The following is a 23230-nucleotide window of genomic DNA, read 5'->3' on the forward strand; positions in this document are numbered from 1 at the left end:
CTTTTCGTCAATGATTGCCTCGCGGCATTTGGAGGTCCCTTGAGTTGCACAAGCATCATCGCGCGCTGGGGTTAGCGACCACCCGTATCGGCAACCGCGTTGCCGACATCGCTAAGCTTCGTCCGGTTCAGCCGGTAACGCTCGTCCGCCCGCACGCCGCATCGCGTGCGGCCCGGTTCTTCGCCGAGAAGTTCCCGGGTCGTTCGATGTATGCCGTGAAGGCCAATCCCTCGCCGGATCTGATCCAGATCCTGTGGGAGAGCGGAATTACGCATTTCGACGTAGCATCGATCGCCGAGGTTCGCCTCGTCGCCGGTGTCGCGCCGGAAGCAACCCTGTGCTTCATGCACCCGGTAAAGGCTGAGGAAGCCATCGCCGAGGCGTATTTCGAGCACGGCGTTCGCGTATTCAGCCTGGACAGCATGGAAGAGCTGGACAAGATCGTACGCGCCACCAAGGGCGCCACCGATCTCACGCTGTGCGTACGCCTCCGCGTCTCGTCGGATCACTCGAAGCTGAGCCTCGCGTCGAAGTTCGGCGTGGGTCCGGGCGAGAGCAAGGACCTGCTGATCGCGGTTCGCCAGGTGGCGGATGCTCTGGGCATCTGCTTCCATGTCGGCAGCCAGGCGATGTCGCCGGAAGCCTATGCCAATGCGATGGAGCGCGCCCGCGCCGCCATCGTCGAGGCGGGCGTCACGGTCGATGTCGTCGATGTCGGCGGCGGGTTCCCGTCGAGCTATCCCGGCATGGAGCCGCCGCCGCTCGAGCGCTATTTCGCGACGATCCACCGCGCCTTCGAAAGCCTGCCGATTTCCTATTCGGCAGAGCTGTGGGCCGAGCCGGGCCGTGCGCTGTGCGCCGAATACAGCTCGCTGATCGTGCGCGTCGAGCGTCGTCGCGGCGATGAGCTGTACATCAACGACGGCGCGTACGGCGCGCTGTTCGATGCGGCGCATATCGGCTGGCGCTTCCCGGTCCGCCTCCTCCGCGAGCCGGATTCGAACGCCAAGGACATGGGCTTCAGCTTCTACGGCCCCACCTGCGACGACATGGATCGCATGGCGGGCCCGTTCGAGCTGCCGGCCGACATCCAGGCGGGCGACTATATCGAGATCGGCATGCTCGGCGCGTACGGCGCGGCGATGCGCACCGGCTTCAACGGCTTCACCGCCGGCGACACGGTGATCGTCGACGACGAGCCGATGGTCTCGCTCTACACCGGCGAAGACGAGGCGGCTGCCGCCGCGCCGTCGAACGTCGTCAAGCTGTAATCAGCACGTCTTATCCGACCTCGCTCCCCTCCCGCTTGCGGGAGGGGTCGGGGGAGGGCATGGCGTGTTCCTGATCGGGAGCGGCTGAACGGCCCCTCCCCTGACCCCTCCCGCAAGCGGAAGGGGCTTTATGGGTTTCCGCGTCCCCTTTGAATGACGGCGGCCATGTGAAAATGGGAGTTCCCATGACCGACAGCCTCACCAAGACCGCGGCGGCCAACGCCCCGATCAACGACACCCGCAAGGCCGAGCTGCTTTCCAAGCAGGTCAAGCACATCGACATCAAGAGCTTCGACGCGCGCCCGATCGTCGATGCGATGAGCGACATGAGCTTCACCAGCCGCGACCTCGGCCGCGCGACCAAGATCTACAACGAGATGCTGGCCGACAAGGACTGCACGGTCTGCCTCGTGATCGCGGGCTCGACCTCGGCCGGCGGCTGCATGGACCTCTATGCGGATCTGGTGCGCAACAACATGGTCGACGTGATCGTCGCCACCGGCGCGACCATCGTCGACATGGATTTCTTCGAGGGCCTGGGCCACAAGCACTACCAGGCGCTCGAGATCCCCGACGACGACACGCTGCGCTCGCTCTATATCGACCGCATCTACGACACGTACATCGACGAGGAGCAGCTCCAGGACTGCGACTTCACGATCAACAAGATCGCGAACGAGCTTGAGCCGCGCGCCTACTCGAGCCGCGCCTTCATCCGCGAGATGGGCAAGTACCTGTCGGAGCACGGCAAGAAGGAAAACAGCCTCGTCAAGCTCGCCTATGAGCATGACGTGCCGATCTTCTGCCCGGCGTTCGTCGACAGCTCGGCCGGCTTCGGCCTCGTCAAGCACCAGGTCGACCAGATGAAGGCCGGCAAGCCCTATCTGATGATCGATGCGGTCGCGGACTTCCGCGAGCTGACCGAGATCAAGATCCAGGCGGGCACCACCGGCCTGCTGATGATCGGCGGCGGCGTGCCGAAGAACTTCATCCAGGACACCGTCGTCTGCGCCGAAATCCTCGGCCACGAAGACGTGGAAGTGCACAAGTATGCGGTGCAGATCACCGTCGCCGACGTGCGTGACGGCGCCTGCTCGTCCTCGACGCTGCAGGAAGCCGCCAGCTGGGGCAAGGTGAACACCGGCATCGAGCAGATGGTGTTCGCGGAAGCCGGTTCGGTGATGCCGCTGCTCGCCAGCGACGCCTACCACCGCGGCTACTGGAAGGACCGCGCCAAGCGCGGCTGGGCGAAGCTGTTCGCCTGAGCCTTTCGGGACCGACAAACGAAACGGCCGGGGAGCGATCCCCGGCCGTTTTGCTGTCAGATCCTCCCCGGCACGGGGAGGATCTTGAGGTCACCCCTCCACCGCCTCCCGCGCCGCCTTTGCCATCGCGGTGAGCTGCGCCAGCGTCGCATCGAACCGCCCCTCGCGCTCGGCATCGCGGAGGAACTTCACCCGCTCGACCAGCACTTCCTTCGGCGTCGGCGTCTGCCCGAACAGCGCCAGCACCTCGTCGGCGAATTCGTCGAGCGGCTGGTAGCCCGGGCGCAGGCTCTGCCCCGGCGTGAGCTCGGTCTGCACCGCGGGCGGGGCCAGCTCGATCACCTCGACCTTGCCCTCCAGCACCGCGCGCAGCGACACGGTGTAGCTGTGCATCGCGGCCTTGGTGGCGTTGTAGGTCGGCGTCGTCACCAGCGGCACGAAGGCGAGACCCGAGGTCACGTTGACGATGGCCGCGTCGGGCATCGCCGCCAGATGCTCGACCAGCGCGTCGATCAGCCGGATGGGACCAAGCAGGTTGGTGGTGATCGTCGCCTCGGCATCGGCGAGGTCGCGCTTGGTATCCAGCGCCTCGAACCGCATGATCCCGGCATTGTTGATCAGCACGTTGAGCCCCGGATGCGCCGCGAGCAGCCGCGCGGCAAAGTCCGCCACGCCGTCCGCACTTTCCACGTCGAGCGTCAGCGCATGCATGTCGGCGCGGCCTTCGCACGCCGCCTGCAGCGCCTCGAGCCGCCTTCCGGCGACGATGACGGTGTTGCCGGCGTCATGGAAGCGATGCGCGAGCGCCTCGCCGATCCCCGAGCCGCCGCCGGTGATCAGAATAGTATTGCCGCTGGTCTTCATCATACCCTCCATTGCTGGTTGCCGGCCGGGATGTACGCCGATAGGCTCCGAACGAAAGAAGGCACCCAAAAGATTTATACGCACCAAAAAGAGAGTGACTCCATGTCGTCCCCTGCGCCCGCTCCTGAAACCCGCAGCCACGAGATGGATCCGCGCGTCGAGGCGCTCGTCACCGAGGTGATCGGACGCGTGGCCGACAAATGGACGATGCTGATCCTGGAACTGCTCGCCGAACAGGGCGAGATGCGCTTCACCCGCATCGGCAAGGCGGTGCCCGGCATCAGCCAGAAGATGCTGACCCAGACGCTGCGCCAGATGGAGCGCGACGGGCTGGTGGTCCGCACCGTGCATCCGGTGATCCCGCCCCGCGTCGAGTATCGGCTGACCGATCTGGGCGAGAGCCTGGGAGAGGCGTTTTGCGGCGTCTGGCTGTGGGCGGCGGCGAATCTCGAGCGGATCGAGGCCGCCCGCACCGCCTTTGACACACGTAGCGGCGGCTGAGCGGCGCGCGCCTGTTGCGCACGCCAGTTCCGGCGCGGTCAAACAGTAATGCTAATCATTCTCAGCAAAAAGATGAGAATGGATCGCAACAACTACGCACCAGCGCCCAGCAGATCGTGCCGGCGCAGCGCATGCCGCAGCTGGTCGTAGGTAAGCCCCAGGGCCTCGGCGGTCGCACGCTGGTTGAAGCGGTGTTCGGCCAATGCCTGCGACAATAGCTGCCGCTCGAAGCGAGAGACGCGCGTCTTGAAGTCGCCACCGAGGTCGGCGGGCTCGGACGATGGCGGAGCAGGCGCAGCGGGGGCCGGGGGCTCGGCGGGCTTTTCCACGGGGCTCATCGACGAGGCCATCGGGCGCGGCCGATAGGGCGACGCGAAGGGGTCGATCTCGATACGGTCGATCGGCCCAGCCCGATCCCAGCGATAGACCGCGCGTTCGACCACGTTGCGCAGTTCGCGAACATTGCCGGGCCAGTCATAGGACAGCAGCGCATCCAGTGCGTGCGGCCCCCAGCCCGGCCAGTCCTGCCAGCCCAGCTCCGAAGCCATGCGGCGGCCGTAAAAATCGGCCAGCACCTCGACATCGCCGCCGCGGTGGCGGAGCGGCGGCAGGGTGACCACCTCGAAGCTCAGCCGGTCGAGCAAGTCGGCGCGGAAGGTGCCCTTGTCCACCCGGTGCGGCAGATGCTCGTTGGTCGCCGCAACGATCCGCACATCGACCCGCACCGGCCGCGACGAGCCGATTCGGGTGATCTCGCCATATTCCACCGCGCGCAGCAGCCGTTCCTGCGCGCCCATCGAGAGCGTGCCGAGTTCGTCGAGGAACAGCGTGCCGCCATCGGCCTCCTCGAACCGGCCGGTGCGCGCCTTGGTGGCGCCGGTGAATGCGCCCGCTTCATGACCGAACAGCTCGGCCTCGATCAGCGTCTCGGGAAGCGCCGCGCAGTTCATCGTCACCAGCGGCTGGTCCCAGCGCGGGCTGAGGCGGTGGAGACGCTCGGCGACCAGCTCCTTACCGGTGCCGCGCTCGCCGATCACCAGCACCGGCCGATCGAGCGCGGCGGCGCGGCTGGCCTGTTCCAGCGCGTCGAGAAAGGCCGAAGACTGGCCGATGACTTGAGTGATCCGCTCCATTCCCCAAGCTTGGCGAATTTTCCCAACTGTTAGCAAGTGCAATTTGCGAAACTACATTTGTAGTCGAGCGAAAAACCACGGTTTTCTGCCATTTTCGAAAACTGGCACGCCTCCTGCAAAGATGGAGGCAAGCCCGATGACGGGCACCTACTTCAACCTACCAAGGTTCAGGAACACGACCATGACCAACCAGATCCACACCCTCCGCAACGCCTTCATCGCGGTTTCCTTCGCCTTCCTCGCCAGCCTGGTCCTGACCGCTGGCGCGGTGGCACCGGCGATCGCCTGAGGCGGGCACACGAGGTCTCCTGGCACCGCCTCCCTCGGCAGTGCCAGGGCCGCCGGAAGGGCCCCCATCCCTTCCGGCGGCACCCCCAAAGAACATACGAAGGAGCGCATATCATGGGTATCTTCTCGCGAACCCGCGACATCATCGCCGCCAACGTCACCGACCTGCTCGACAAGGCGGAAGATCCCGCCAAGATGATCCGCATGATCATCCTCGAGATGGAGGAAACGCTGGTCGAGGTTCGCGCCAGCGCCGCCCGGACGATCGCCGATCAGAAGGAAATGCGCCGCCACATCGCGAAGCTCGAAAAGCTCCAGGAAAGCTGGACCGAAAAGGCCGAGCTGGCCCTTTCGAAGGACCGCGAGGACCTCGCCAAGGCCGCCCTGGTCGAACGCCAGAAGGCCGCCGACATGTGCGACCAGCTGCAGGCCGAGATTGCCGTGCTCGACGATGCGCTCCGCGCCTCGGAAGAGGACATCAACAAGCTGCAGAACAAGCTGCGCGAGGCCCGCACCCGGCAGAATTCGATTGTTGCCCGCCTGGAAAGCGCCAACAACCGCGCCCGCTTGCGGGAAATGACCAACGGGTCGAAGATGCAGGACGCCTTCTCGCGCTTCGACATCCTGGAACGCCGCGTCGATCTGGCCGAAGGCCGTGCCGATGCGATGGGCCTGGGCGGCAACCCGAAGACGCTCGAAGAGGAAATCGCCGAACTCCGCTCGTCGGAAAAGGTCGATGCCGAACTCGAGGCGCTGAAAGCGCGGCTGAACAAGGGAGCATAACCGGTGGACGAAATCATCATTCCGGTCTTCGTCTGCGCCATCCTCTTCCTCGGACTGCCCTGGATCGTCTTCCACTATGTGACCAAGTGGAAGCAGGCTGGGACCATCACCCGGGAAGACGAGAACCTTCTCGACGACCTCTACCGCACGGCGCGCATGCTCGAAGACCGGCTGATGACGGTCGAACGCATCATCGCCGCCGACAACCCCGACTACCGCCCGCTCTCGGCCCAGCGCCCCGATCAGGTGTCATACGATCCTTCCCGGAGGAACTGAGATGTCCGCTCGCACCAAATTCTATCTCGATCGTCAGAACCGCAAGTTCATGGGCGTCTGCGCCGGCCTGGCGGATTACACCGGCATCGACGTGACCTGGGTGCGGGTGGCCACCGTGCTGCTCACCCTGGCAACCGGCTGGGGCGCCCTGGGGTATTTCGTGATCGCCTGGATCGCGAACCCCAAGCCGGTGGGCCTCTACGACACGCCGGAGGATGAACGCTTCTGGCAGGGTGTCCGCTCGAGCCCCAAGCGCTCGACCGCCGAGGTCCGCTCGAAGTTCCGCGACATCGATCGCCGGCTCGCCGACATCGAGCTCTATTATACGAGCCGCAACACCCGGCTCGCCGACGAAATCGATAGCCTGCGCTGAGGCGCAGGCAACAGGGAGGCACGACGATGAACTGGGGTGGTCCCGACTTCGTGATCGCGCTGGTGGTGATCTCCACCGTAGGGTGGCTGGTCAACAACTGGATCCGAGCCAAGCACGGCTATTCGATCAGCGACGATTACGGTAAGAATATCGACAAGGCGGATGCCGAAGCGGCCCGCAAGATCGACCTGCTCGCAGCCGACAATGAACGGCTCGCAGGCCAGATCGGCCGGCTCGAGGAGCGGATCGCGGTTCTGGAACGGATCGCCACCGACCCCGCCGAACGCACCGCCCGCGACATCGAAGCCCTGCGCTGAGGAGACGACCGATGATCGAAGTAGCGCTCGCACCATTCCTGCCCTGGATCATCCTTTCGGGCATCTCGCTGGGGTTCTTCGGGCTCGCCGCGGGGATCTTCAGCCACTGGCTGCGCATCAAGCACGGCTATCCGCTGGAAAATGCCTGGGGCAAGTCCGTCTACCCGCAGCGCAACGACGAAACGGTCGAGCGGGTGAAGCTGCTCAGCCAGGAGAACGGCCAGCTGCGCGCCGAACTGGGCGCGGTGAAGGACCGCCTCGCCAATGTCGAGCGCATCGTGACCGACGGCGCGCACCAGCTCGATCGCGAGATCGACGCGCTGCGTAGCCGCTCGAACTGAAAGGATCCGCCATGATTTCCCCCATGCTCATTCCCATCCTCGGCATCAGCTGCGGCCTTGTGGCGATCCTCGGCGGCGTCTTCTTCCGCCCGCTGTTCAAGCTGTGGGAGCGCCGGATGGAGATTGAAGCCGGGCTCGCCGCCGAAAAGGCCGCGCAGTACGCCGCCCAGACCCAGCGCCTGGAGCAGCGGGTCCAGGTCCTCGAACGGATCATCACCGATCGCGGCATGGGGCTAGCGGAAGAGATCGAGAAGCTGCGTGACGCGCCGCTGAACTGAAGAAACGTTTCCACCCGCTTCAAAGCAAGGAAATTTCGATGATTGTCATGCTCGCAGTGCTTGCCGCACTGTGCGGGGGAGCTATTGCCCTCGCCGAAAGCCGCGATCGCCCCCGCCGCCGCGCCCTGCGCGCCGCCCAGGCATCGCTCACAGGGAATTGAGGCGCCAAGTGCGCCGATAAGGGGAGTAAGGTGCAATGAACCCGTTCGAAATGGTCGTGGCCATCATCGTCGTGATCACGATCGGCAATGTCATCAAGTCGCGCAATGGTGGCGGCAAGCGCCGCCTGCGGGGACTGGAAGGCCTGGAAGGACTGGCCGAGCAGGATCCCGCCCAGCGCCTGGAAGCCGAGCGGCTGCGCGACGAGGTCCGCGCCCTCAAGGAACGCGTCCAGGTGCTCGAGCGCGTGATCACCGACAACGAAAAGAGCCTGCGCCTCGATCACGAGATCGAGAAGCTGCGCGACAAGAACCGCATCTGAGCCATGTTTCTGGGAGCGAACGCCATGACCAGCGACCCGCAACTCACCATCACCCTTGCCGTCTCCGGCCTGGTCGGCCTCGGCATGATCACCGCCGCAGCGCTTTCCGGCTGGCGCGGCTGGCTGGCACTCAAGCACCGCGAGCTGGTGGAACTCCGTCGCCCCGACGCGGCAGCAACGACGATGCCCAGCCCCGCCTCGCGGATCGAGCTGGCCGACCTCAAGGAACGCATCCGCAAGCTGGAAGCGATCGCCGCAGGGGTCGATCTGTGAACCAGGCGCCCCCACCGGTGGCGGAGGCCCAGCCCGCCCCGGCGCCGGCGCGGGCACCCCGTCCCCGGCTCGGCCTGCGCTACGACGCGCCGACCGCGAAGTAATCGCGAGGCTGGAAAATCCCGCGCGGCACGGCTAGCGCGGACGCCATGACTAGCCTTGCCGATCTCCAGGAAGAATACGGGTTTCTCGACGCCGACGATCGCTATCGCTTGCTGATCGATCTCGGCAAGGCGCTCGAGGATATGCCCGCCCCGCTCAAGACCGATGCGACGCTGGTGCGCGGCTGCTCGGCCTCGGTGTGGGTCTACCCCACGCGGGCAGAAGACGGCCGGCTGCACTTCCTGGCGGATTCGAACGCGGCGATCACCAAGGGCATCATCGCGCTGGTACTGCTTGCCGTGCAGGACCGCAGCCCCGCCGAGATCCTGGCGACGGACATCGAAGCTGCGCTGGCGCCGTTCGACCTGAAGAACCAGCTAAGCTCGAACCGGACGCAGGGCATCCCCAACATGATCGCGCTGATCCGGGAAACGGCGGGAAGGTACGCCTGAACCCCTCCCCTCCGGGGAGCGTACGCCGCTCGCTTCAACCAGATACCTCGTCATCCCCGCGAAGGCGGGGATCCGTCGCCGCTGAAGGCACCGTTCTTTCCCCAAGCGCACAGGCGAATGGATGCCCGCCTTCGCGGGAATGACGATGGGAGGTTGGAGAGGGCACGCCCTCTTTGCGCGTGGCTCAGGAAAGCCCGAGTTCTTTCCCGACTTCTTCCAGATCCGCGCCCTTTTTCACGATCAGCCACTCGCGGGCCTGCGCGCCGTTGACCACGGTGACGGCGCCGCCGGGGCACACGCCGAGACACTTGGTCTCGACCACGCCGACCTCGGCCTTGCGGCCCTTGCCCAGCCCGAATTGCTTGCGCAGTGCCTTGGCGAGCGAGGTCCTGCCCTTCGGACCGAAGCCGCCGCCGAGTTTCTTGGAACATTTGCCGCAGACCAGCACCGCATTGCCCCAGTTGGACGCGACCAGCTGGCTCATTGCGGCTTCCACTGCCGCCGGTCCTCGGCGGTCTTGAGCACGTCGTATGCCGCCTGGATCGCCTGGAACTGTTTGGCCGCAGCGGCATCGTTCGGCCGCACGTCCGGGTGATATTCCTTGGCGAGCCGCCGCCAGGCGCCGCGCACCGCCTCGAAGGTCGCGTCGACCTCAAGCTCCAGGACTTCCAGCGCCTTCATCTCGTCGCGCGAGCGGCTGCCGTCGCCGGGTCCGGCCCAGCTGTTGGTCGCCGAATGGGCATAGCCGTTCGCCGTGCGCCGCTCATTGGCCTCGCGCTGGGCGGCTTCCTCGGCGGTCAGCCCAGCGAAATAGTCCCAGTTGCGGTTATATTCCGCGGCATGTTCCTCGCAGAAATACCAGCGCTCGGGATTGTTGGGGGACTTGGGGGCCGGGCGATCGCCCGGCTTGTCGCAACCGTCGCGGTCGCACAGGCGGACGCGCGCGGCCTCGCGCTCCGAGCCATACTCGCGCCAGCGGGGAAAGCCCCAGTCCATCGATCGCGTGTGTCGCGCCATAGCGTGCCCAGATAGGCGCGGGGCCGGCCAAAGGCCAGAGCCGCGCACGTGTTCAAAGGTGTAACGCCAGAGGATCTGTAAGCCGGGTTCTGTCCACCCCCGAAGGGGATAGGCGACCATTCCTCTAGGCGACGGATCGCTCCGCCGCTCCAGCAACCAACCCGGACGACGCGCCGGAACGAGGCGCATGTGCCGTCCCTATTCGGTCTTGCTCCCGGTGGGGTTTACCAAGCCGCTTCCGTTACCGGTCGCGCGGTGCGCTCTTGCCGCACCCTTTCACCCTTGCCCTTACCCCGGTGAACCGGGGCAGTGGGCGGTCTGCTCTCTGTGGCACTTTCCCTGGGGTCACCCCCGGCGGGCATTACCCGCCACCGTCGTTCCGTGGAGCCCGGACTTTCCTCCCCTCGCATTGCTGCAAAGCGGCGGCCGCCCGATCCTCTGGCCCGCCCGCTGTAGCGCCTCGGCGCGTCCGTGCAAGCGGTTCAGCGTTCCGATGTCGCGATCGGCGCAGGCGTGGCCGGTGCCGGCTCGGGTGCGGACGGTGCTTCGGCGGCCGGCGCGGGCGCGGCCTCGACCGGGTCTGGCGGGGCGACCGGCGCGGCAGCCTTGTCCGGCTCCGGCGAGTCCCCGCGCATGGTCGCTGCATCCGCCTTCGCCGCGCCGTCCTGTGCCTTCCTGGCGGCGTCCGCATCGCGCGCCTTCTCGCTGTCCTGCTTCCGGCTTTCCTGCTCCGCATCGGCCTGCGGCGCGTCGCTCGCCTCGGGCTTGGCCGGCGCCATCGCCGTGCCCCAGGCCTGTACCTCTATGCGCCACTGGGTGGCCGTCGTCCCCCCCGCCAGCGCCGCGCGGCGATAGTCGGCGGCGACGCTCACCACCTTGTCCGCGCCGGAGACGCGCGCGACGCGGTGCAGCTCGGCCGTCGCCTCCGCCGCGGTGGGTGCGTTGACGATGCCGATTCCGGGCCCCTTCTGGTCGCCCCGAACCACGCCGGTCATGCGAACATGGACCGGGCCGATCGGCGTCATCTGCGGTCGGATCGAAATACTCACCGTGTGTACCTCCGGCGCGCATTCCATCAGATTTCGCTTAGAATTTCGTAACCCATCATGGTTACCGGGCACGCGATTCGCCGGGACGCAGCGCTCAGTCGTCGCCTTGCGGCTTGGGAAGCAGCAATGCCAACAGGATACAGCGACATTCCATGTCGATCTCGCCGTCGATCATCTCCGGCCGAAAGCGCCGCTGGAAGGCCGTGACCGCCGCGACCGGATCGGTCACGTCATAGCCGAATCGCTCCAGTGCCAGCATGAAGCCACCGTCCGGCCAGCCGGGATCGACCAGATTGCGCGTCGGCCGCGGCAACGCCAGCCGCAAGCGGGCCAGTGCGTGCCAGTTGAACAGTTCGCCCGGATCCTGCTTGCGCGCCGGCGCAACGTCCGAATGGCCGACCACGTTGCCACGGGTGATGCCGTGGCGCTCCTTGATGTCCGCCACGAGCGGGATCAGCGCGCTCATCTGCTCGGGCGTGAACGGCCGGTAGCCGAACTCATGCCCGGGATTGACCATCTCGATCCCGACCGACGCGGAATTGACGTCGTCGATCCCCCGCCAGTGCGCCCGCCCCGCGTGCCAGGCGCGCTTGCCCTCGTCGACCAGGCGGAAGATGCGACCATCTTCCTCGATCAGATAATGCGCCGAGACCTGCGCATCCGGATCGCACAGCCGCGCCAGTGCCGCCTCGCCGCTCTCCATGCCGGTATAATGGAGGACGATCATCGAGACGGGGGACAGGCGCTCGCCGAAGTTCGGGGACGGTGCTTCGCGTATTTCCAGGCCGCTGGTCATGCACTCTTCTACTGCGCGGGCGGTATCAGGCAATCCGTCGATCAGCTCGCTGCGGCGAGCGGTGCGGTCGCCGGATCCACCGCGCGGTAGAAGCCGCGAAAGACCTCGCTCGGCGTGAAATGATCGGTCAGCCCGATCACCGTTTCCCCCGCGCCCAGCACCAGGAGGCTGCCCGGCCGCGCCGCGCCCGCGAGGCGATCGAACACCTGCCGACGCAGCGGCAGCGAGAAATAGAGCATCACGTTGCGGCACAGGATCAGGTCGAACTTGCCCGGCGGCGGTGCATCGGCGGTGAGGTTCTGCTGCCGGAACTGCACCCGTCGGACGAGATCCGGCTTGGCGACCCACTCGCTTTCCACGGTATCGAACCATTCGACCATGCGGCGGACCGGAAGGCCGCGCTGGATCTCGAACTGCGAATAGCGCCCGGCCTTGCCGCGCGCGAGCGCCGCGGCGGATACGTCGGTGGCGACGATCTCCGGCGGCATCGGGAAGGCCGACGCCTTCTCGGCGAACAGCATCGCCAGCGACAGCGGCTCCTGCCCCGTCGAGCAGCCGGCGGACCAGATGCGCAGCCGGCGATTGCCGAGCTCCGCCTGCATCGCCACCGCGGCAGCCGCAACCTGATCCAGCACCGCCACGTCGCGGAAGAAGCTGGTTTCCTGATTGAGCAGAACGTCCACCACCTGATCCGCGAGCTCCCCCGAACGCGATCCCAGCAATTGCCCGACCAGCGCATCCAGGCTGGGCAGCCCCCGCTCGCGCAGCACCGGCTTCAGCGCCGTCTCGATCCGCCAGGCGCGGTTGGCGGCGATCTGCTGGCCGGTACGCTGTTCGAGCAACGACCCGATCAGGTGCATCGCGCCGCCACTGGGCGTCGTATCGCCGATCATCGCGCCCCTCCCCGCCCGATCAGACGGCCGATCTCGTCCGGCGGCAATACCGCGCTGGCCCGCCCCGCGGTCGCCACCGCGCCGGGCATGCCCCACACCACCGAGGTCGCCTGATCCTGCACCAGTACCTTCGCGCCGGCTTCCACCAGGCGGCCGGCGCCTTCGCACCCGTCGCGCCCCATGCCGCTCAACACCACGCCCAGCGCGCGGGCCCCGAAGACCTCGGCAAGGCTGTCGAACATCGGATCGACCGAGGGCATGCAGCCGCTGCGCGCCCATTCGGTACTCAGCCGGATCGCGGCGCCGTCCGAGGTGCGCACGATCTTCATATGCGCCTCGCCCGGCGCGATGACGATGCGGCCCGGCCGGATCCGCATGCGATCTTCCGCAACGTCGCATGGCCGCCCGCCGAGCACGGCCAGCTGGGTGGCGAAATAGCGCATGAAGGTGGGCGGCAAATGCTGGGTGACCAGAATGGGCAGCTGGAAGCTGGCCGGGATCTCGCGGAACAGCTGGCTGAGCGCATGGATGCCGCCGGTCGATGCGCCGATCGCGACGATCTGGAAGGCATCGAGCTGCGTGCCGGGGGGGGCGTTGCGCGGCGCGGGCGGCGGCGCGGCGTGATGCTCGACGGGCATATCGAGCAGCCGCGACAGCCGATCCTCCAGCACCTCGGCGAAGCGTCCGCCGAACGCGCCGACGCCGGGCTTGACCAGCGTATCGGCAGCCCCCAGCGCCAGCGCCTGCAGCGTCGCCGCGGCGCCTTCATCGGCCGAGGAGGAGACGATCAGCACCTTGGCCCCCTTGCCGGCGGCAACCACGTCCGGCAGCGCGGTAAGGCCGTCGATGCCGGGCATGGCGATGTCGAGCAGAATGATGTCCACCTGTGCCCGACCCAGAAAGTCGAGCGCGGCGCGCGCGTCGCTCAGCGCCGCGGCGACCCGGAAACGCCGCGTGCCTTCGATCATGCGCGTCAGCACCGATCGCGCGACGACGGAATCGTCTACGATCAGCACGCGTCCGTGCTGCGCGGCGGGCACCGGATCGGGCAGATGCGGGGATGGCAGGCTCGTCACGCGGGCGCGCTCCGGCGGAAGGGAAGTCAGGCGACGCCCACGATCTGCAGCTTGCTTTCCAGCGTCTCGCGATCGAACGGCTTCATGACATATTCGTCGGCGCCCGCCTCGATCGCGGCACGGATATAGGCCATGCCGTTCTCGGTGGTGCAGAAGACGACCTTCGGTCGCTGTTCGATGCCGGAGTTCTTGAGCGCGCGCAGAAAATCCATGCCGCTCATCACCGGCATGTTCCAGTCGAGCAGCACCACGTCGGGCGGCGTGGCGAGGCAGGAATCGAGCGCTTCGCGGCCGTCACCGGCTTCGCGAACCTCGAACTGCAGCGTCTCGAGAATGTGCCGGGCGACTTTTCGAATTACTTTCGAATCGTCCACGACGAGGCAAGTCTTCATGGTCCCTGGTCCCCTGGCAGGCGTCTTTGTCCTTCGACAATAAGCGCGAGATGTGAGTTTCGCGTTAATCCAAGGGTCAGGAAAGCAGCGCGGAGGCCGGGACCAGTGCGGCCAGATCGACGACCAGGATCGGCTCGCCGTCCCGTTCGATGACGCCGCGTGCCGCGGCCCGCCAATTTCCCTCCAGCGCGATGCCGGTGGCGAGGGGGCGCAAGTCGAACGGCGCCACGTCGTCCAAGGTATCGACCAGCATCGCATAGTGGTGCCCATCGATCTGGGTGATGACCGCGCGCCGAGCCAGCGTGCACCCGTTCAGCCCCAGCGCCGCCTCGGTATCGACCACGGTGACCACGCGGCTGCGCAGCGCCGCAAGGCCGCGCACCGGCTTGGCCGCGCGCGGAACGGCGGTCACCTCGCCGATATCCACCACCGATTCCACCTGGTCCGAATCGATTGCCACGGTGCGCCCGGCGACTTCGGCGATGAGATAGAGTTGCTGCGCCATCATCGGCCTCCCCGCTGCGCCACGCGCGCCTCGAGCGCGAAGAGCAGCCCCGCGCGATCATAGCGATAGACGCTGTCGTCGCCCGGCTCGGCCTGGCGCTGGCGCCGCAGCCGGACCACCGGCGCGGTACGCACCGGGGGTTCCGCCGCATCCGCCGCCAGCACCACTGCCGGCTCCTCGCCCGGCGCCAGCGTTGCGGCCACGCGGTAGCCGGCGGTTTCGAGCAGCGGTCGCACGAAGGTGGCGAGCCAGCCATCCCTGTCCCCGGCGAGTAGGCAGAGGGGCGCATCGGCCGCCGCGACACGATCGACATGCGCGTCGAACACCCACAGCACGTCGAGCAGTTCCACCTGTTCGCCGTCGACCAGGGCGACGCCCGCCGCCGGTCCGGGGCTGCGCGCCGGGGCGATCGCCGCCGGCAGGGTCACGATCTCGATCGCCGCGTCGATCGCATAGGCGACCTCGGCGTCCTCGTCCTTCAGGCGCAGCACGCTCAGCTTCTCGCGGCCGTCAAGCTGCCCCTGCATCGCCAGCGGCAGGATGCGGCCCTCGATGGCGAGGCGGTGGCTGCCAGCGGCCTGCCGCACCTGGCTTGCGGATACCTGTTCCACCCGGTCGACCGCCGCCAGCGGCACCGCGCGGCGGATGCCGTCCAGATCGTCGAACAGCAGCGCTGGCAGGCCGGGCGCCTCGATCTCGGTGGCGGCGTCCTCGAACGCCTCGTTCAGGTCGCGGCTGAAATCGAGCCCTGCAGCGCGCGCCAGGCCCGCGCAGTCGAGCAGCAGCATCGGCAAGCCGGAATCGGGCAGTGTCTGCCCGGCATAGATGCCGGTTGCCATCACCGCCGGCGAGGCGGGCTTGATCACCAGCTCCTCATTGTCGAGCACCGTGTCGACCGCGAGCGCGTAGCTGCCGCTGCCGACGCCGACGATCACCAGCATGCGCGGGCCGTGGCATTCGCGACCCGGGCAGAGATCGAGCAGCGCGCCGAGATCGAGCAACGGCATCCGCCGTTCGCGAACCGTGGCGATGGGCGTGCCCCCCAGCACGTCGAGCCGGATCGCCTGCCCCTTCTCGCTGACGATCTCCTCGATCGACTGGCGCGGGATGGCGAAACGCTGGCGCCCGGCGCCGACGAGAATCGCGGAGATGATCGAAAGCGTCAGCGGCACATGGATGGCGATACGCAGGCCCTTGCCCGGCACATTGTCCAGTGCCACCCGGCCGCCGATCTGGTCGATGCTGGCCTTGACCACGTCCATGCCGACGCCGCGCCCGCTGATCTCGGAAACGGTGTCCCTGCTCGACAGGCCGGGGTGGAACATCAACTCCAGCTTGGCCGCTTCGGGCAACGCGCGCAGTTCCCGCTCGGAGCGGACACCGCTCGCGGCCAGCTTGGCGATCAGCCGATCGACGTCCACCCCGCGGCCGTCATCGGCGATCTCGATGATGATCTGGTTGCCCGACTGGCGCGCCGCGACGCTAAGCCGTCCGGCCTCGCGCTTGCCACCGGCACGGCGCTCGGCCGGCGCCTCGATGCCGTGATCGATGGCGTTGCGGATGATGTGCACGAGCGGATCGCGCATCACCTCGATCATCTCGCGATCGAGTTCGACATCCGATCCGTCGATCTCGAGCACGACCGACTTGCCCAGCCCTGCCGCGGTATCGCGCACCATGCGCGGCAGCGGCGAGAACAGCGCATCGATCTTCTGCATCCGGGTGCGGGTGACGGTATCGCGCATCTCGCCGACGGTGAGCGACAACCGTTCGAGCGCCGCCTCCACCGCCGGATCGATCTCGTGCATCCGCAACCGCCGGGCGAGCTCGTTGCGGGCGAGCACCATCTCGGACATGCCGCTCATCATCCGATCGAGCAGGTCCACGCCCAGTCGGACCGAGCGGGACGGCGCGCGCTGGGCGATCGCCGTCGGCAGCTGGATCTCGTCCGACCCTTCGGCGAGCGCCGCGATCAGCAGCTCCTCGCCGCTGTCGTCAAGCGCGGCACCGGCATCGATCGCCTCGACGATCTCGCCGATCCGGTCGACGATCGCCAGCACCGCATTGACCAGCGCCCGGTCCGGCACCCGCGCACCATCGCGCACCTGCGCCAGCACATCCTCGGCGGCATGGGCGAGCCGCTCCAGCCGCGGCAGGTCGAGAAACCCGCAGCTGCCCTTCACGGTGTGGACGAAACGGAAGATGGCATCGAGCCGCGCCCGGTCGTCGGGCTGCGACTCCCAGGCGACGATCTCGCCCGAAAGCGCCTCGAGCGTCTCGCGCGTCTCGGCGATGAAGTCCTGCAGCAGGTCGTCCATGGGGCCCCGGTGGAAATTTCCGAGCCCCACCATGGCGGCCGAGGGTTAATTCCGGGTTATGGAGCCCCGCCCTTCTCCGCTCAGCCGAGCGGGAAGGACGCGCCGAACAGCAGCACTTCGGACTCGGGCGGGCTCACCTGCAGCGCGCCGCCATGCTGCACCACCAGTTCGTGCGCCAGATAGGCCGCCGCCGCGCGCGGCGTGATCGGCGTTTCCTCGCGGCCACCGGCAAGCGCGCTGCGCAGTTCGGGATCCAGCACGATGCGCGGGCCATCGGCGCGGATCACGATCTCGATCGCGCCGTCGGTGGTCTCGGCACCGATGTCGAGCTGCCCGCCGCGGATGAGCGCATCGCCGCCGATCAGCGCCAGGTTGAGCAGCACCTTGATCGCCTGCTTGGCCATCACCGGCTCCTCGACCATCCAGCCGATCTTCACGCGGTGGTTGTCGCCGAAAAGCCCCTCGAGCGCGGCCTGCGCCTCGCGGGTGTCCACCGTTTCGCCGAAGCCGCCCGCGGCGCCGAACGCCAGGCGGAAGAACTTCAGCTTGTTCGCGCTGGCCCGGGCGCTCTCCGCCAGCAGCTCCAGGCAGCGGGCGCGCATCTCCGGATCATGCTCGTCGGCAAGCAGTTCCAGACCATTGTTGAGCGCGCCGACCGGGCTCAACAGATCGTGGCACAGGCGCGAGCAAAGCAGGCTAGCGAACTCGGTAGGGCTGATATTCAATTTTTGTGGCTCCAGCTGTGAATCCCCTTTGGCGCAGCGGGCAAAAAGCTGCAAGCATCCCGGCGGCGCGATCGCGCCATCGGAAACCGGGGTCGGACGAACCGCGGCAACGGAGGGGAATTATATGAAGATTCAGATAATTGCGGCTTTGCTTGCCGGCGCGGCGCTGTTGCCGGACAACGCTGTCCCGCCGGCGGCTGCGCAAGCGCGCAGGAGTCAACCCGTCCAAAAGCTCCGCATCGATCCCAGTCGTATCGATACTGCACTGGCCCGGATGGTGGCCGACGGACGCGCCGTCGGGGTCAGCGCGTTGATCTGGGTGGATGGCCGCGAAGTCTATTTCAGCGCGCGTGGCGACGCCGATCGCGAGGCCCGCCGGCCGATGTCCCGGGACACGCTGATCCAGATCTTCTCGATGACCAAGCCGGTCACCGGCGTCGCGCTGATGCAGCTTTGGGAACAGGGCAAGTTCCGCATCGACGATCCGCTGGCCGACTATCTGCCCGAGTTCGCGAACGTTCGAGTCTATGCCGGCACCAATGCCGACGGCTCGGTACGGACCGAGGCGCCGCGCCGGCCGATCCTGATCCGCGACGTGCTGCGCCACACCGCGGGCTTCTCCTATGGCGGCAAGGACCATCCGGCTGACCGGCTGTTCGACCAGGCCGATCCGCTGGGCCTTGATCACGACCTGCCCGAATTTGGCCGACGGCTCGCCTCGGTACCGCTCGTCTATCAGCCGGGCACGCAGTGGCGGTACAGCGCGGCGGTCGCCGTGCAGGGGCTGCTGGTGGAAAAGCTCTCCGGCATGCCGCTCGAGGCCTATGTGAAGGCGCACATCTTCGATCCGCTGCGCATGAAGGACACGGGCTGGACGCAGCCCGAGAGCCGGTTCGCCCGGCTCGCAACCGGCTATCAGAAGGGGGCGGACGGCAAGCTCGCGCGGATGCCGGAGGCGATGATCCGCCGCATCAACTTCGGCCCCCGCAAGCTCACCCCGGGCGATTTCGGGCTGGTATCCACCAGTGACGACTACATGCGCTTTGCCCGGATGCTGCTCGGCAAGGGCACGCTGGACGGCACGAGGATCCTGAAGCCCTCGACCGTCGAGCGGATGGCGACCGACGATCTCGATCCCGCGATGACGGAGCGGCTGTGGCTTCCCGGCAAGGGCCAAGGCGGGTTCGGCATCGACTTCTTCGTGCGCACCGCACAGCCGAAAACGCCGGAGGAAAATCGGGGTGCGGTGGGGGAATTCTTCTGGGACGGCGCATGGTCGACCTTGTTCTGGGTCGATCCCGCGAACAAGCTGACGGCGGTGTTTCTCGTCCAGACCGCCCCGTTCGACGGCACGCTGCACCGCGACTTCCGCAAGGCGGTGTACGGCGCGGGCTATCGCGGCCCGGCAGGCGACTGATCGCCTGCCGGGCAGCCGGTTCAAACTCTGCGACCGGTGAACAGCTGGATCAGACCGATGACCAGCGCGATCACCAGCAGGATGTGGATGATTCCGCCGGCGATATGGAACGAAAAGCCCAGCAGCCAGAGGATGACGAGGATTACGACGAGCGTCCAAAGCATATCTCTCTCCCAGAAACAGGTCCGGGTAACGACAGATGCGCGCCAAACGTTCCTGAGACGCCGGCCAAATTCCGCAACGGAATGAAACGCTGCTGCAACGGAGGATTCGCACTCAACACGCTTCCGTAACCATGAGGGAAGCGTATCATGTCCCTGCACGCAGCGATTCCGCCCCATTCCGCCACCGAGCGCGAGGCGCCGCCCCCCTCGGTGCGGCCGCCGCTCGTCGGTCGGCGCGTGCTCCTTGCCGATCCGGATCGGATCTTCATGCTCGGGCTGGCGCAGCATTTCGAGCAGGAAGGGTTGCAGGTGTGCCGGTGCGACGATCTGCCGCATCTGCTCAGCCGCCTCGCCAACGCCGCCTGGGACGTGCTGGTGCTCGACCCCGCCTTGGCGGGGGCCGCCGCAACCAGCCTGTTCGGTGAGCTTGCCCGGCTGCCGAGCCCGCCGGCGCTGATCGTCGCCGCTCCGGCGATGAGCGAGATCGACCGGATCATCGCGCTCGAAATGGGTGCCGATCACTGCGTGTCGAAGCCGTGCAGTCCGGCCGAGATGCTGGCGCGGGTGCGTGCGCTGCTCGGGCGCCGGCGGAGCAGTGGTGCATCCACGACGTCGGGCGGCACCGCCAGCTTCGCCGATCTGTCGTTCGATCCCCAGCGCCGGGTGTTGCGGCGGCGCGATGGCGGCCAGCAGCGGTTGAGCACGGCCGAGGCCGACCTGCTCGCCCTGTTTCTGCGCAATCCCCGCCGGGTGCTGAGCCGCGAGGAACTGCTCGCAGGCACCGCCCCGGTGCTCGGCAGCGACCGCAGCCTGCGCGCGATCGACGTGCTGGTCAGCCGGCTGCGCGCCGAGCTGACCGCCGCCGTGCCGGTGATCGTCACCATGCGCGGCCAGGGCTATATGATGCCGCATCAGGTCCGCTGGGACTGATCCGGCATCTGCCGCCGCCGGCGCGCATGTCCGCCGTCGGTCGCTAGAAACGGGGGGAGCCAGCGCGCTCCCCCCGGCTCCCATCAGAACTTCAGCGTCACGCCGGTGAAGAAGGTCCGGCCATAGACGTCATAGGTCGACGGATAGGTGTTCGACTGCTGCTGGTTGCCCCCGAGCAGCGGCGGCTTGCGATTGAACATGTTGTTCATGCCCAGCTGCCAGGTGAACGCCTTGGCGACGTCGATCGCGGCGGTCAGGTCGAAATAATCGAACGCCTTGATCCGCTCCACCGTGTAGGTGGTCGTGTCGTCGTCGTCCTTGACCGGCGAGAGGTGACGCCAGGACAGCGACAGCTTGATCGGCGCCGCATCCCAGGTCGCGCGGCCCGACAGGCGCCACTTGGCATAGGGATCGCCGCAGTTGATGCCGAACTTGCCCGCGCATTCGATGGTCAGCGCATCAAGGCCCGGGATCGGCGAATAGAGGAACGAGATCAGGTGCGTTCCGCTGAGGCGCAGGTCCAGCCGGCTGCTGCCTTCCTGGAGGCCGAAGCCCAGTGGCACGCTGTACCGCGCCTCGAAGTCGATGCCGCGGGTCTTGAGGCCGCCGCTGTTGACCAGCGTGTTGACCGCGCCGGTGATCGTGCCGGTGCCGTCGCGCGGCAGCAGGCTGCAGAAGCTGCTGTTGTACGGTGACCAGCCGTTGTTCGCGTCGCCATAGCATGCCTTGACCAGATTGGCCGTGCTCATGCTGGCGATGTAATTGCTGATCTTGACGCGGTAATAGTCGACCGAGAGCGAGAAGCGCGGCGCGAAGGTCGGCTGGAACACCGCGCCCAGCGTATAGGTGTCCGCGGTTTCCTCGCGCAGCGCCGGGTTGCCGCCGGAGATCGATTCGATCTGGGTGTTGCCGCCGTTATAGGCGGTGCCGAGCAGGCTCGCCTGTACGCCGGTGGCGATGCAGTTGGCCCGAAGACTGGCGTTGGAAACCGCCGTGCTGGTCGTGCAGGGATCGCTGACGGTGGGGTAATCCTGTGCCTGGCCGCTGTACAGGTTGGCAACGGTCGGCGCGCGCACCGCGCGGGCGTAGGTACCGCGCAGCTTGAAGTCCGCGATCGGCGCCCACACCAGGCCGGCCGAATAGGTGTTCACCGACTTGGCCGCCGTCGAATAATAGGAATAGCGATAGGCGCCGTTGAAATCGAGGCTCTTCACGAACGGCTTGTCGGCGAGGATCGGCACGTTGATTTCGGTGAACAGCTCCTTGACGTTGTAGCCGCCGGCCAGGCCTTCCCCGGCATTGAAGCCGACGACGTCGCCCGAGGACAGCGCCTCGTCCGGATTGTAGCTGCCATATTCGTCGCGATATTCGGCACCGACCACCAGGCCCGCCGGGCCCGCACCCAGATCGAACAGATTGTCGTTGGTGATCACGCCGCTCGCCACCTTTTCGGTGATCGTCGAGGCGTTGCGCGTGGTGATCGCGACGAACTGTGCCGCTGCCGTGCTGATATTGCCCGCGCCGAAGATGTTGAGCGGCACGCAGCCATTGCTGGTGTCGGTGCAGACCAGGGTTCCGGCGGCGTTGGTGGTGGTCTTCAGCGCCTGCAGCACGCGCTTGCGCGAGACGTTGCCATATTGCAGCTCGGTCTGCTTGGTCTGGGCGAAGCTGAAATACGCATCGTATTTCCAGTTGCCGGTGATGTCGCCCTTGGCACCGACCAGCCCGCGATAGGCCTCGCTCTTGTTATCGGAAATGCGGTCGCCCACTTCCGTCACGCGACGATAGACGTTGGTGGAGACATAGCCGTCACCGTCCGTGTCATAGCCCTTGAGCAGCGCCTTGGTGCTGGCCGACAGGAAGGAGGAGTTGGTGTCGAGCACCACCGCACCGGTGAACGGCGTCGGCGCCAGCTGGTTCTTCACCTCGTTGTGGATGTACTGGCCTTCGGCATACAGGGTGAGGTGGTCGTTGACCTCGAAATGCGTCTGGCCGCTGAACATGTAGCGTTCCTGCGGCACCTGCAGATAGTTTTCGGACGCGTAGTTGTAGAGGTCGGCCGGCGAGCTGTAGGACGAGTAGCTGCCGTCGGTGCCGAACTTGTAGTTCTTGCCGCCCAGCGACATGCGGCCCGCCGGAATCGTGCCCGAGCCGCCCGAGGTGAAGCCGCCGGCGCCGTCCTCGGTCAGCGTGGTCGCGGTGTAGCTGCGGGCGGACTGCAGGATGCCGGTGCGGTTGGTATAGTCGCCGTACAGCGTGATGTTGCCGCGGCCGCCCGCGAAGTTCTTGCCGACCAGCAGGCTGGAGTTGAACGTGCCGCCATCGCCCTCGCCGGTCAGGCGGTAATTGGCATTGGCCTGGACGCCGTTGAAGTCCTGCTTGGTGACGAAGTTGATCACGCCCGAGACCGCATCGGACCCATAGGTGGCCGAGCGGCCGCCGGTCAGCACTTCCACTTTCTCCAGCAGCGCTGCCGGGATGGTGTTCAGATCGACCACCTGGCTGCTGTCATAGGCGACATAGCGGCGGCCGTTGACCAGCACGAGCGTGCGGGTGGCGCCCAGCCCGCGCAGGTCGGCCGTGGAGACGCCGCCGCCCGGGTTGTTCGATGCCGCGGTCACGCTCGGCACCAGCTGCGGCAGCTCGTTGACGATATTCTCGACATTGACCTGCCCGGTCAGCGCGATGTCCTGCGCCGACAGCGTCGTGACGGGGGCCGCCTGTTCGAGATTGGGGTTGGTCAGGCGCGAGCCGGTGACGGTGATCTCGCTCTGCGGCTCGCTCGCCGCACCATTCCCGGTCTGCGCCTGCGCCTGCGCCGCGACGGGCAGGCCCATCAGCAGCGAGGACGCCAGCAGGGCGCGGTGGAAAGTCTTGTTCATCACTTGCTCCTTCGTACACGCCGGCGGGGCCGAGGCCGGCCGCGGCGAAGCGCGCAAAAGGAGGGGCG

The 23230-nt window shown here is 66.9% G+C and carries 28 protein-coding genes and 1 other RNA gene; 14 read left to right on the forward strand and 15 right to left on the reverse strand.

Features of this window, described 5'->3' with window-relative positions; all coding sequences use genetic code 11:
• Positions 1-44: 44 nt before the first annotated feature.
• Positions 45-1271, forward strand: coding sequence for a type III PLP-dependent enzyme (locus OIM94_RS06395; RefSeq protein WP_264609249.1), 1227 nt, complete (start codon positions 45-47; stop codon positions 1269-1271).
• 185 nt (positions 1272-1456) lie between these two features.
• Positions 1457-2536: a 1,9-bis(guanidino)-5-aza-nonane synthase gene (locus OIM94_RS06400; protein ID WP_264609250.1), complete on the forward strand. Its 1080-nt coding sequence runs from the start codon at positions 1457-1459 to the stop codon at positions 2534-2536.
• Between the two features lie 90 nt (positions 2537-2626).
• Here OIM94_RS06400 and OIM94_RS06405 read toward each other — a convergent pair whose 3' ends face one another.
• On the reverse strand, positions 2627-3400 hold the full coding sequence (locus OIM94_RS06405; protein ID WP_264609846.1) for an SDR family oxidoreductase: 774 nt from the start codon (positions 3398-3400) through the stop codon (positions 2627-2629).
• 102 nt (positions 3401-3502) lie between these two features.
• Here OIM94_RS06405 and OIM94_RS06410 point away from each other — a divergent pair, with 102 nt between their 5' ends.
• On the forward strand, positions 3503-3901 hold the full coding sequence (locus tag OIM94_RS06410; RefSeq protein ID WP_264609251.1) for a winged helix-turn-helix transcriptional regulator: 399 nt from the start codon (positions 3503-3505) through the stop codon (positions 3899-3901).
• Positions 3902-3993: 92 nt separating this feature from the next.
• Here the strand turns inward: OIM94_RS06410 and pspF are convergent, their stop codons facing one another.
• Positions 3994-5034 carry a phage shock protein operon transcriptional activator gene (gene pspF / locus OIM94_RS06415; RefSeq protein ID WP_264609252.1) on the reverse strand — a complete coding sequence of 347 codons (1041 nt, stop codon included), beginning with the start codon at positions 5032-5034 and terminating at the stop codon, positions 3994-3996.
• A gap of 402 nt (positions 5035-5436) precedes the next feature.
• On the opposite strand from pspF, the gene pspA reads away from it, so the two are divergent.
• From pspA to OIM94_RS06460, 9 genes are all read left to right on the forward strand, one after another.
• Complete coding sequence (gene pspA, locus OIM94_RS06420; RefSeq protein ID WP_264609253.1) at positions 5437-6105, forward strand: phage shock protein PspA; 669 nt, start codon at positions 5437-5439, stop codon at positions 6103-6105.
• Between the two features lie 3 nt (positions 6106-6108).
• A complete protein-coding gene (pspB, locus tag OIM94_RS06425; RefSeq protein WP_264609254.1) occupies positions 6109-6381 on the forward strand; it encodes an envelope stress response membrane protein PspB in 273 nt (90 codons plus the stop codon).
• A gap of 1 nt (position 6382) precedes the next feature.
• Positions 6383-6754 carry an envelope stress response membrane protein PspC gene (pspC, locus tag OIM94_RS06430; RefSeq protein WP_264609255.1) on the forward strand — a complete coding sequence of 124 codons (372 nt, stop codon included), beginning with the start codon at positions 6383-6385 and terminating at the stop codon, positions 6752-6754.
• 26 nt (positions 6755-6780) lie between these two features.
• A complete protein-coding gene (locus tag OIM94_RS06435; RefSeq protein ID WP_264609256.1) occupies positions 6781-7071 on the forward strand; it encodes a hypothetical protein in 291 nt (96 codons plus the stop codon).
• Between the two features lie 11 nt (positions 7072-7082).
• Entirely contained in the window at positions 7083-7412 is a 330-nt protein-coding gene (locus OIM94_RS06440) for a hypothetical protein (protein WP_264609257.1), read from the forward strand.
• Between the two features lie 11 nt (positions 7413-7423).
• On the forward strand, positions 7424-7690 hold the full coding sequence (locus tag OIM94_RS06445) for a hypothetical protein (protein ID WP_264609258.1): 267 nt from the start codon (positions 7424-7426) through the stop codon (positions 7688-7690).
• A 196-nt stretch (positions 7691-7886) separates the two neighbouring features.
• Complete coding sequence (locus OIM94_RS06450) at positions 7887-8171, forward strand: hypothetical protein (RefSeq protein ID WP_264609259.1); 285 nt, start codon at positions 7887-7889, stop codon at positions 8169-8171.
• 24 nt (positions 8172-8195) lie between these two features.
• Positions 8196-8444, forward strand: a complete 249-nt coding sequence (locus OIM94_RS06455) for a hypothetical protein (RefSeq protein ID WP_264609260.1) — start codon at positions 8196-8198, stop codon at positions 8442-8444.
• Positions 8445-8593: 149 nt separating this feature from the next.
• A complete protein-coding gene (locus OIM94_RS06460; RefSeq protein ID WP_264609261.1) occupies positions 8594-8998 on the forward strand; it encodes a SufE family protein in 405 nt (134 codons plus the stop codon).
• Positions 8999-9182: 184 nt separating this feature from the next.
• On the opposite strand, the gene OIM94_RS06465 is transcribed toward OIM94_RS06460, so the two are convergent.
• The 11 genes from OIM94_RS06465 to OIM94_RS06515 all read right to left on the reverse strand — a co-directional run bounded on the left by OIM94_RS06465 (position 9183) and on the right by OIM94_RS06515 (position 17769).
• Positions 9183-9482, reverse strand: a complete 300-nt coding sequence (locus tag OIM94_RS06465; RefSeq protein WP_264609262.1) for a (2Fe-2S) ferredoxin domain-containing protein — start codon at positions 9480-9482, stop codon at positions 9183-9185.
• On the reverse strand, positions 9479-10015 hold the full coding sequence (locus tag OIM94_RS06470; RefSeq protein WP_264609263.1) for a J domain-containing protein: 537 nt from the start codon (positions 10013-10015) through the stop codon (positions 9479-9481). Before OIM94_RS06470 ends, OIM94_RS06465 begins: the two co-directional genes overlap by 4 nt.
• A gap of 62 nt (positions 10016-10077) precedes the next feature.
• Positions 10078-10457, reverse strand: an RNA gene (gene rnpB, locus OIM94_RS06475) — RNase P RNA component class A.
• A 40-nt stretch (positions 10458-10497) separates the two neighbouring features.
• Entirely contained in the window at positions 10498-11064 is a 567-nt protein-coding gene (locus OIM94_RS06480) for a hypothetical protein (protein ID WP_264609264.1), read from the reverse strand.
• Positions 11065-11158: 94 nt separating this feature from the next.
• Positions 11159-11860 carry an N-acetylmuramoyl-L-alanine amidase gene (locus OIM94_RS06485; protein WP_264609265.1) on the reverse strand — a complete coding sequence of 234 codons (702 nt, stop codon included), beginning with the start codon at positions 11858-11860 and terminating at the stop codon, positions 11159-11161.
• Between the two features lie 41 nt (positions 11861-11901).
• Positions 11902-12753, reverse strand: coding sequence for a CheR family methyltransferase (locus OIM94_RS06490; protein WP_264609266.1), 852 nt, complete (start codon positions 12751-12753; stop codon positions 11902-11904).
• Positions 12750-13829: a chemotaxis-specific protein-glutamate methyltransferase CheB gene (gene cheB / locus OIM94_RS06495; RefSeq protein ID WP_264609267.1), complete on the reverse strand. Its 1080-nt coding sequence runs from the start codon at positions 13827-13829 to the stop codon at positions 12750-12752. The genes OIM94_RS06490 and cheB overlap by 4 nt, the downstream gene beginning before the upstream one ends.
• Before the next feature lie 26 nt (positions 13830-13855).
• A complete protein-coding gene (locus OIM94_RS06500) occupies positions 13856-14221 on the reverse strand; it encodes a response regulator (protein WP_264609268.1) in 366 nt (121 codons plus the stop codon).
• Between the two features lie 76 nt (positions 14222-14297).
• Positions 14298-14726, reverse strand: coding sequence for a chemotaxis protein CheW (locus OIM94_RS06505; protein ID WP_264609269.1), 429 nt, complete (start codon positions 14724-14726; stop codon positions 14298-14300).
• Positions 14726-17044 carry a chemotaxis protein CheA gene (locus OIM94_RS06510; protein ID WP_264609270.1) on the reverse strand — a complete coding sequence of 773 codons (2319 nt, stop codon included), beginning with the start codon at positions 17042-17044 and terminating at the stop codon, positions 14726-14728. The genes OIM94_RS06505 and OIM94_RS06510 overlap by 1 nt, the downstream gene beginning before the upstream one ends.
• An 80-nt stretch (positions 17045-17124) precedes the next feature.
• Positions 17125-17769, reverse strand: a complete 645-nt coding sequence (locus OIM94_RS06515; protein ID WP_264609271.1) for a histidine phosphotransferase family protein — start codon at positions 17767-17769, stop codon at positions 17125-17127.
• A gap of 274 nt (positions 17770-18043) precedes the next feature.
• Here OIM94_RS06515 and OIM94_RS06520 point away from each other — a divergent pair, with 274 nt between their 5' ends.
• A complete protein-coding gene (locus OIM94_RS06520; protein ID WP_264609272.1) occupies positions 18044-19186 on the forward strand; it encodes a serine hydrolase domain-containing protein in 1143 nt (380 codons plus the stop codon).
• Positions 19187-19206: 20 nt separating this feature from the next.
• On the opposite strand, the gene OIM94_RS06525 is transcribed toward OIM94_RS06520, so the two are convergent.
• Entirely contained in the window at positions 19207-19350 is a 144-nt protein-coding gene (locus tag OIM94_RS06525; RefSeq protein ID WP_121078233.1) for a lmo0937 family membrane protein, read from the reverse strand.
• 147 nt (positions 19351-19497) lie between these two features.
• Here OIM94_RS06525 and OIM94_RS06530 point away from each other — a divergent pair, with 147 nt between their 5' ends.
• Positions 19498-20280 carry a response regulator transcription factor gene (locus OIM94_RS06530; protein ID WP_264609273.1) on the forward strand — a complete coding sequence of 261 codons (783 nt, stop codon included), beginning with the start codon at positions 19498-19500 and terminating at the stop codon, positions 20278-20280.
• Positions 20281-20363: 83 nt separating this feature from the next.
• Here OIM94_RS06530 and OIM94_RS06535 read toward each other — a convergent pair whose 3' ends face one another.
• Positions 20364-23162 carry a TonB-dependent receptor gene (locus OIM94_RS06535; RefSeq protein WP_264609274.1) on the reverse strand — a complete coding sequence of 933 codons (2799 nt, stop codon included), beginning with the start codon at positions 23160-23162 and terminating at the stop codon, positions 20364-20366.
• Between the last annotated feature and the right edge of the window lie 68 nt (positions 23163-23230).

Origin of the sequence: Sphingomonas sp. R1 (assembly GCF_025960285.1) — a bacterium.
Taxonomy (GTDB): domain Bacteria; phylum Pseudomonadota; class Alphaproteobacteria; order Sphingomonadales; family Sphingomonadaceae; genus Sphingomonas.

Coding starts and splice junctions, on each gene's coding strand:
- OIM94_RS06505 (WP_264609269.1), bottom strand. CDS start 14,726: ATGGCGCAGCAACTCTATCTCATCGCCGAAGTCGCCGGGCGCACCGTG.
- OIM94_RS06400 (WP_264609250.1), top strand. CDS start 1,457: ATGACCGACAGCCTCACCAAGACCGCGGCGGCCAACGCCCCGATCAAC.
- OIM94_RS06450 (WP_264609259.1), top strand. CDS start 7,887: ATGAACCCGTTCGAAATGGTCGTGGCCATCATCGTCGTGATCACGATC.
- OIM94_RS06525 (WP_121078233.1), bottom strand. CDS start 19,350: ATGCTTTGGACGCTCGTCGTAATCCTCGTCATCCTCTGGCTGCTGGGC.
- OIM94_RS06435 (WP_264609256.1), top strand. CDS start 6,781: ATGAACTGGGGTGGTCCCGACTTCGTGATCGCGCTGGTGGTGATCTCC.
- OIM94_RS06510 (WP_264609270.1), bottom strand. CDS start 17,044: ATGGACGACCTGCTGCAGGACTTCATCGCCGAGACGCGCGAGACGCTC.
- OIM94_RS06405 (WP_264609846.1), bottom strand. CDS start 3,400: ATGAAGACCAGCGGCAATACTATTCTGATCACCGGCGGCGGCTCGGGG.
- OIM94_RS06465 (WP_264609262.1), bottom strand. CDS start 9,482: ATGAGCCAGCTGGTCGCGTCCAACTGGGGCAATGCGGTGCTGGTCTGC.
- OIM94_RS06530 (WP_264609273.1), top strand. CDS start 19,498: ATGTCCCTGCACGCAGCGATTCCGCCCCATTCCGCCACCGAGCGCGAG.
- OIM94_RS06535 (WP_264609274.1), bottom strand. CDS start 23,162: ATGAACAAGACTTTCCACCGCGCCCTGCTGGCGTCCTCGCTGCTGATG.
- OIM94_RS06410 (WP_264609251.1), top strand. CDS start 3,503: ATGTCGTCCCCTGCGCCCGCTCCTGAAACCCGCAGCCACGAGATGGAT.
- OIM94_RS06460 (WP_264609261.1), top strand. CDS start 8,594: ATGACTAGCCTTGCCGATCTCCAGGAAGAATACGGGTTTCTCGACGCC.
- OIM94_RS06440 (WP_264609257.1), top strand. CDS start 7,083: ATGATCGAAGTAGCGCTCGCACCATTCCTGCCCTGGATCATCCTTTCG.
- pspF (WP_264609252.1), bottom strand. CDS start 5,034: ATGGAGCGGATCACTCAAGTCATCGGCCAGTCTTCGGCCTTTCTCGAC.
- OIM94_RS06470 (WP_264609263.1), bottom strand. CDS start 10,015: ATGGCGCGACACACGCGATCGATGGACTGGGGCTTTCCCCGCTGGCGC.
- OIM94_RS06520 (WP_264609272.1), top strand. CDS start 18,044: ATGGTGGCCGACGGACGCGCCGTCGGGGTCAGCGCGTTGATCTGGGTG.
- OIM94_RS06490 (WP_264609266.1), bottom strand. CDS start 12,753: ATGATCGGCGATACGACGCCCAGTGGCGGCGCGATGCACCTGATCGGG.
- pspC (WP_264609255.1), top strand. CDS start 6,383: ATGTCCGCTCGCACCAAATTCTATCTCGATCGTCAGAACCGCAAGTTC.
- OIM94_RS06485 (WP_264609265.1), bottom strand. CDS start 11,860: ATGACCAGCGGCCTGGAAATACGCGAAGCACCGTCCCCGAACTTCGGC.
- pspA (WP_264609253.1), top strand. CDS start 5,437: ATGGGTATCTTCTCGCGAACCCGCGACATCATCGCCGCCAACGTCACC.
- OIM94_RS06500 (WP_264609268.1), bottom strand. CDS start 14,221: ATGAAGACTTGCCTCGTCGTGGACGATTCGAAAGTAATTCGAAAAGTC.
- OIM94_RS06445 (WP_264609258.1), top strand. CDS start 7,424: ATGATTTCCCCCATGCTCATTCCCATCCTCGGCATCAGCTGCGGCCTT.
- OIM94_RS06455 (WP_264609260.1), top strand. CDS start 8,196: ATGACCAGCGACCCGCAACTCACCATCACCCTTGCCGTCTCCGGCCTG.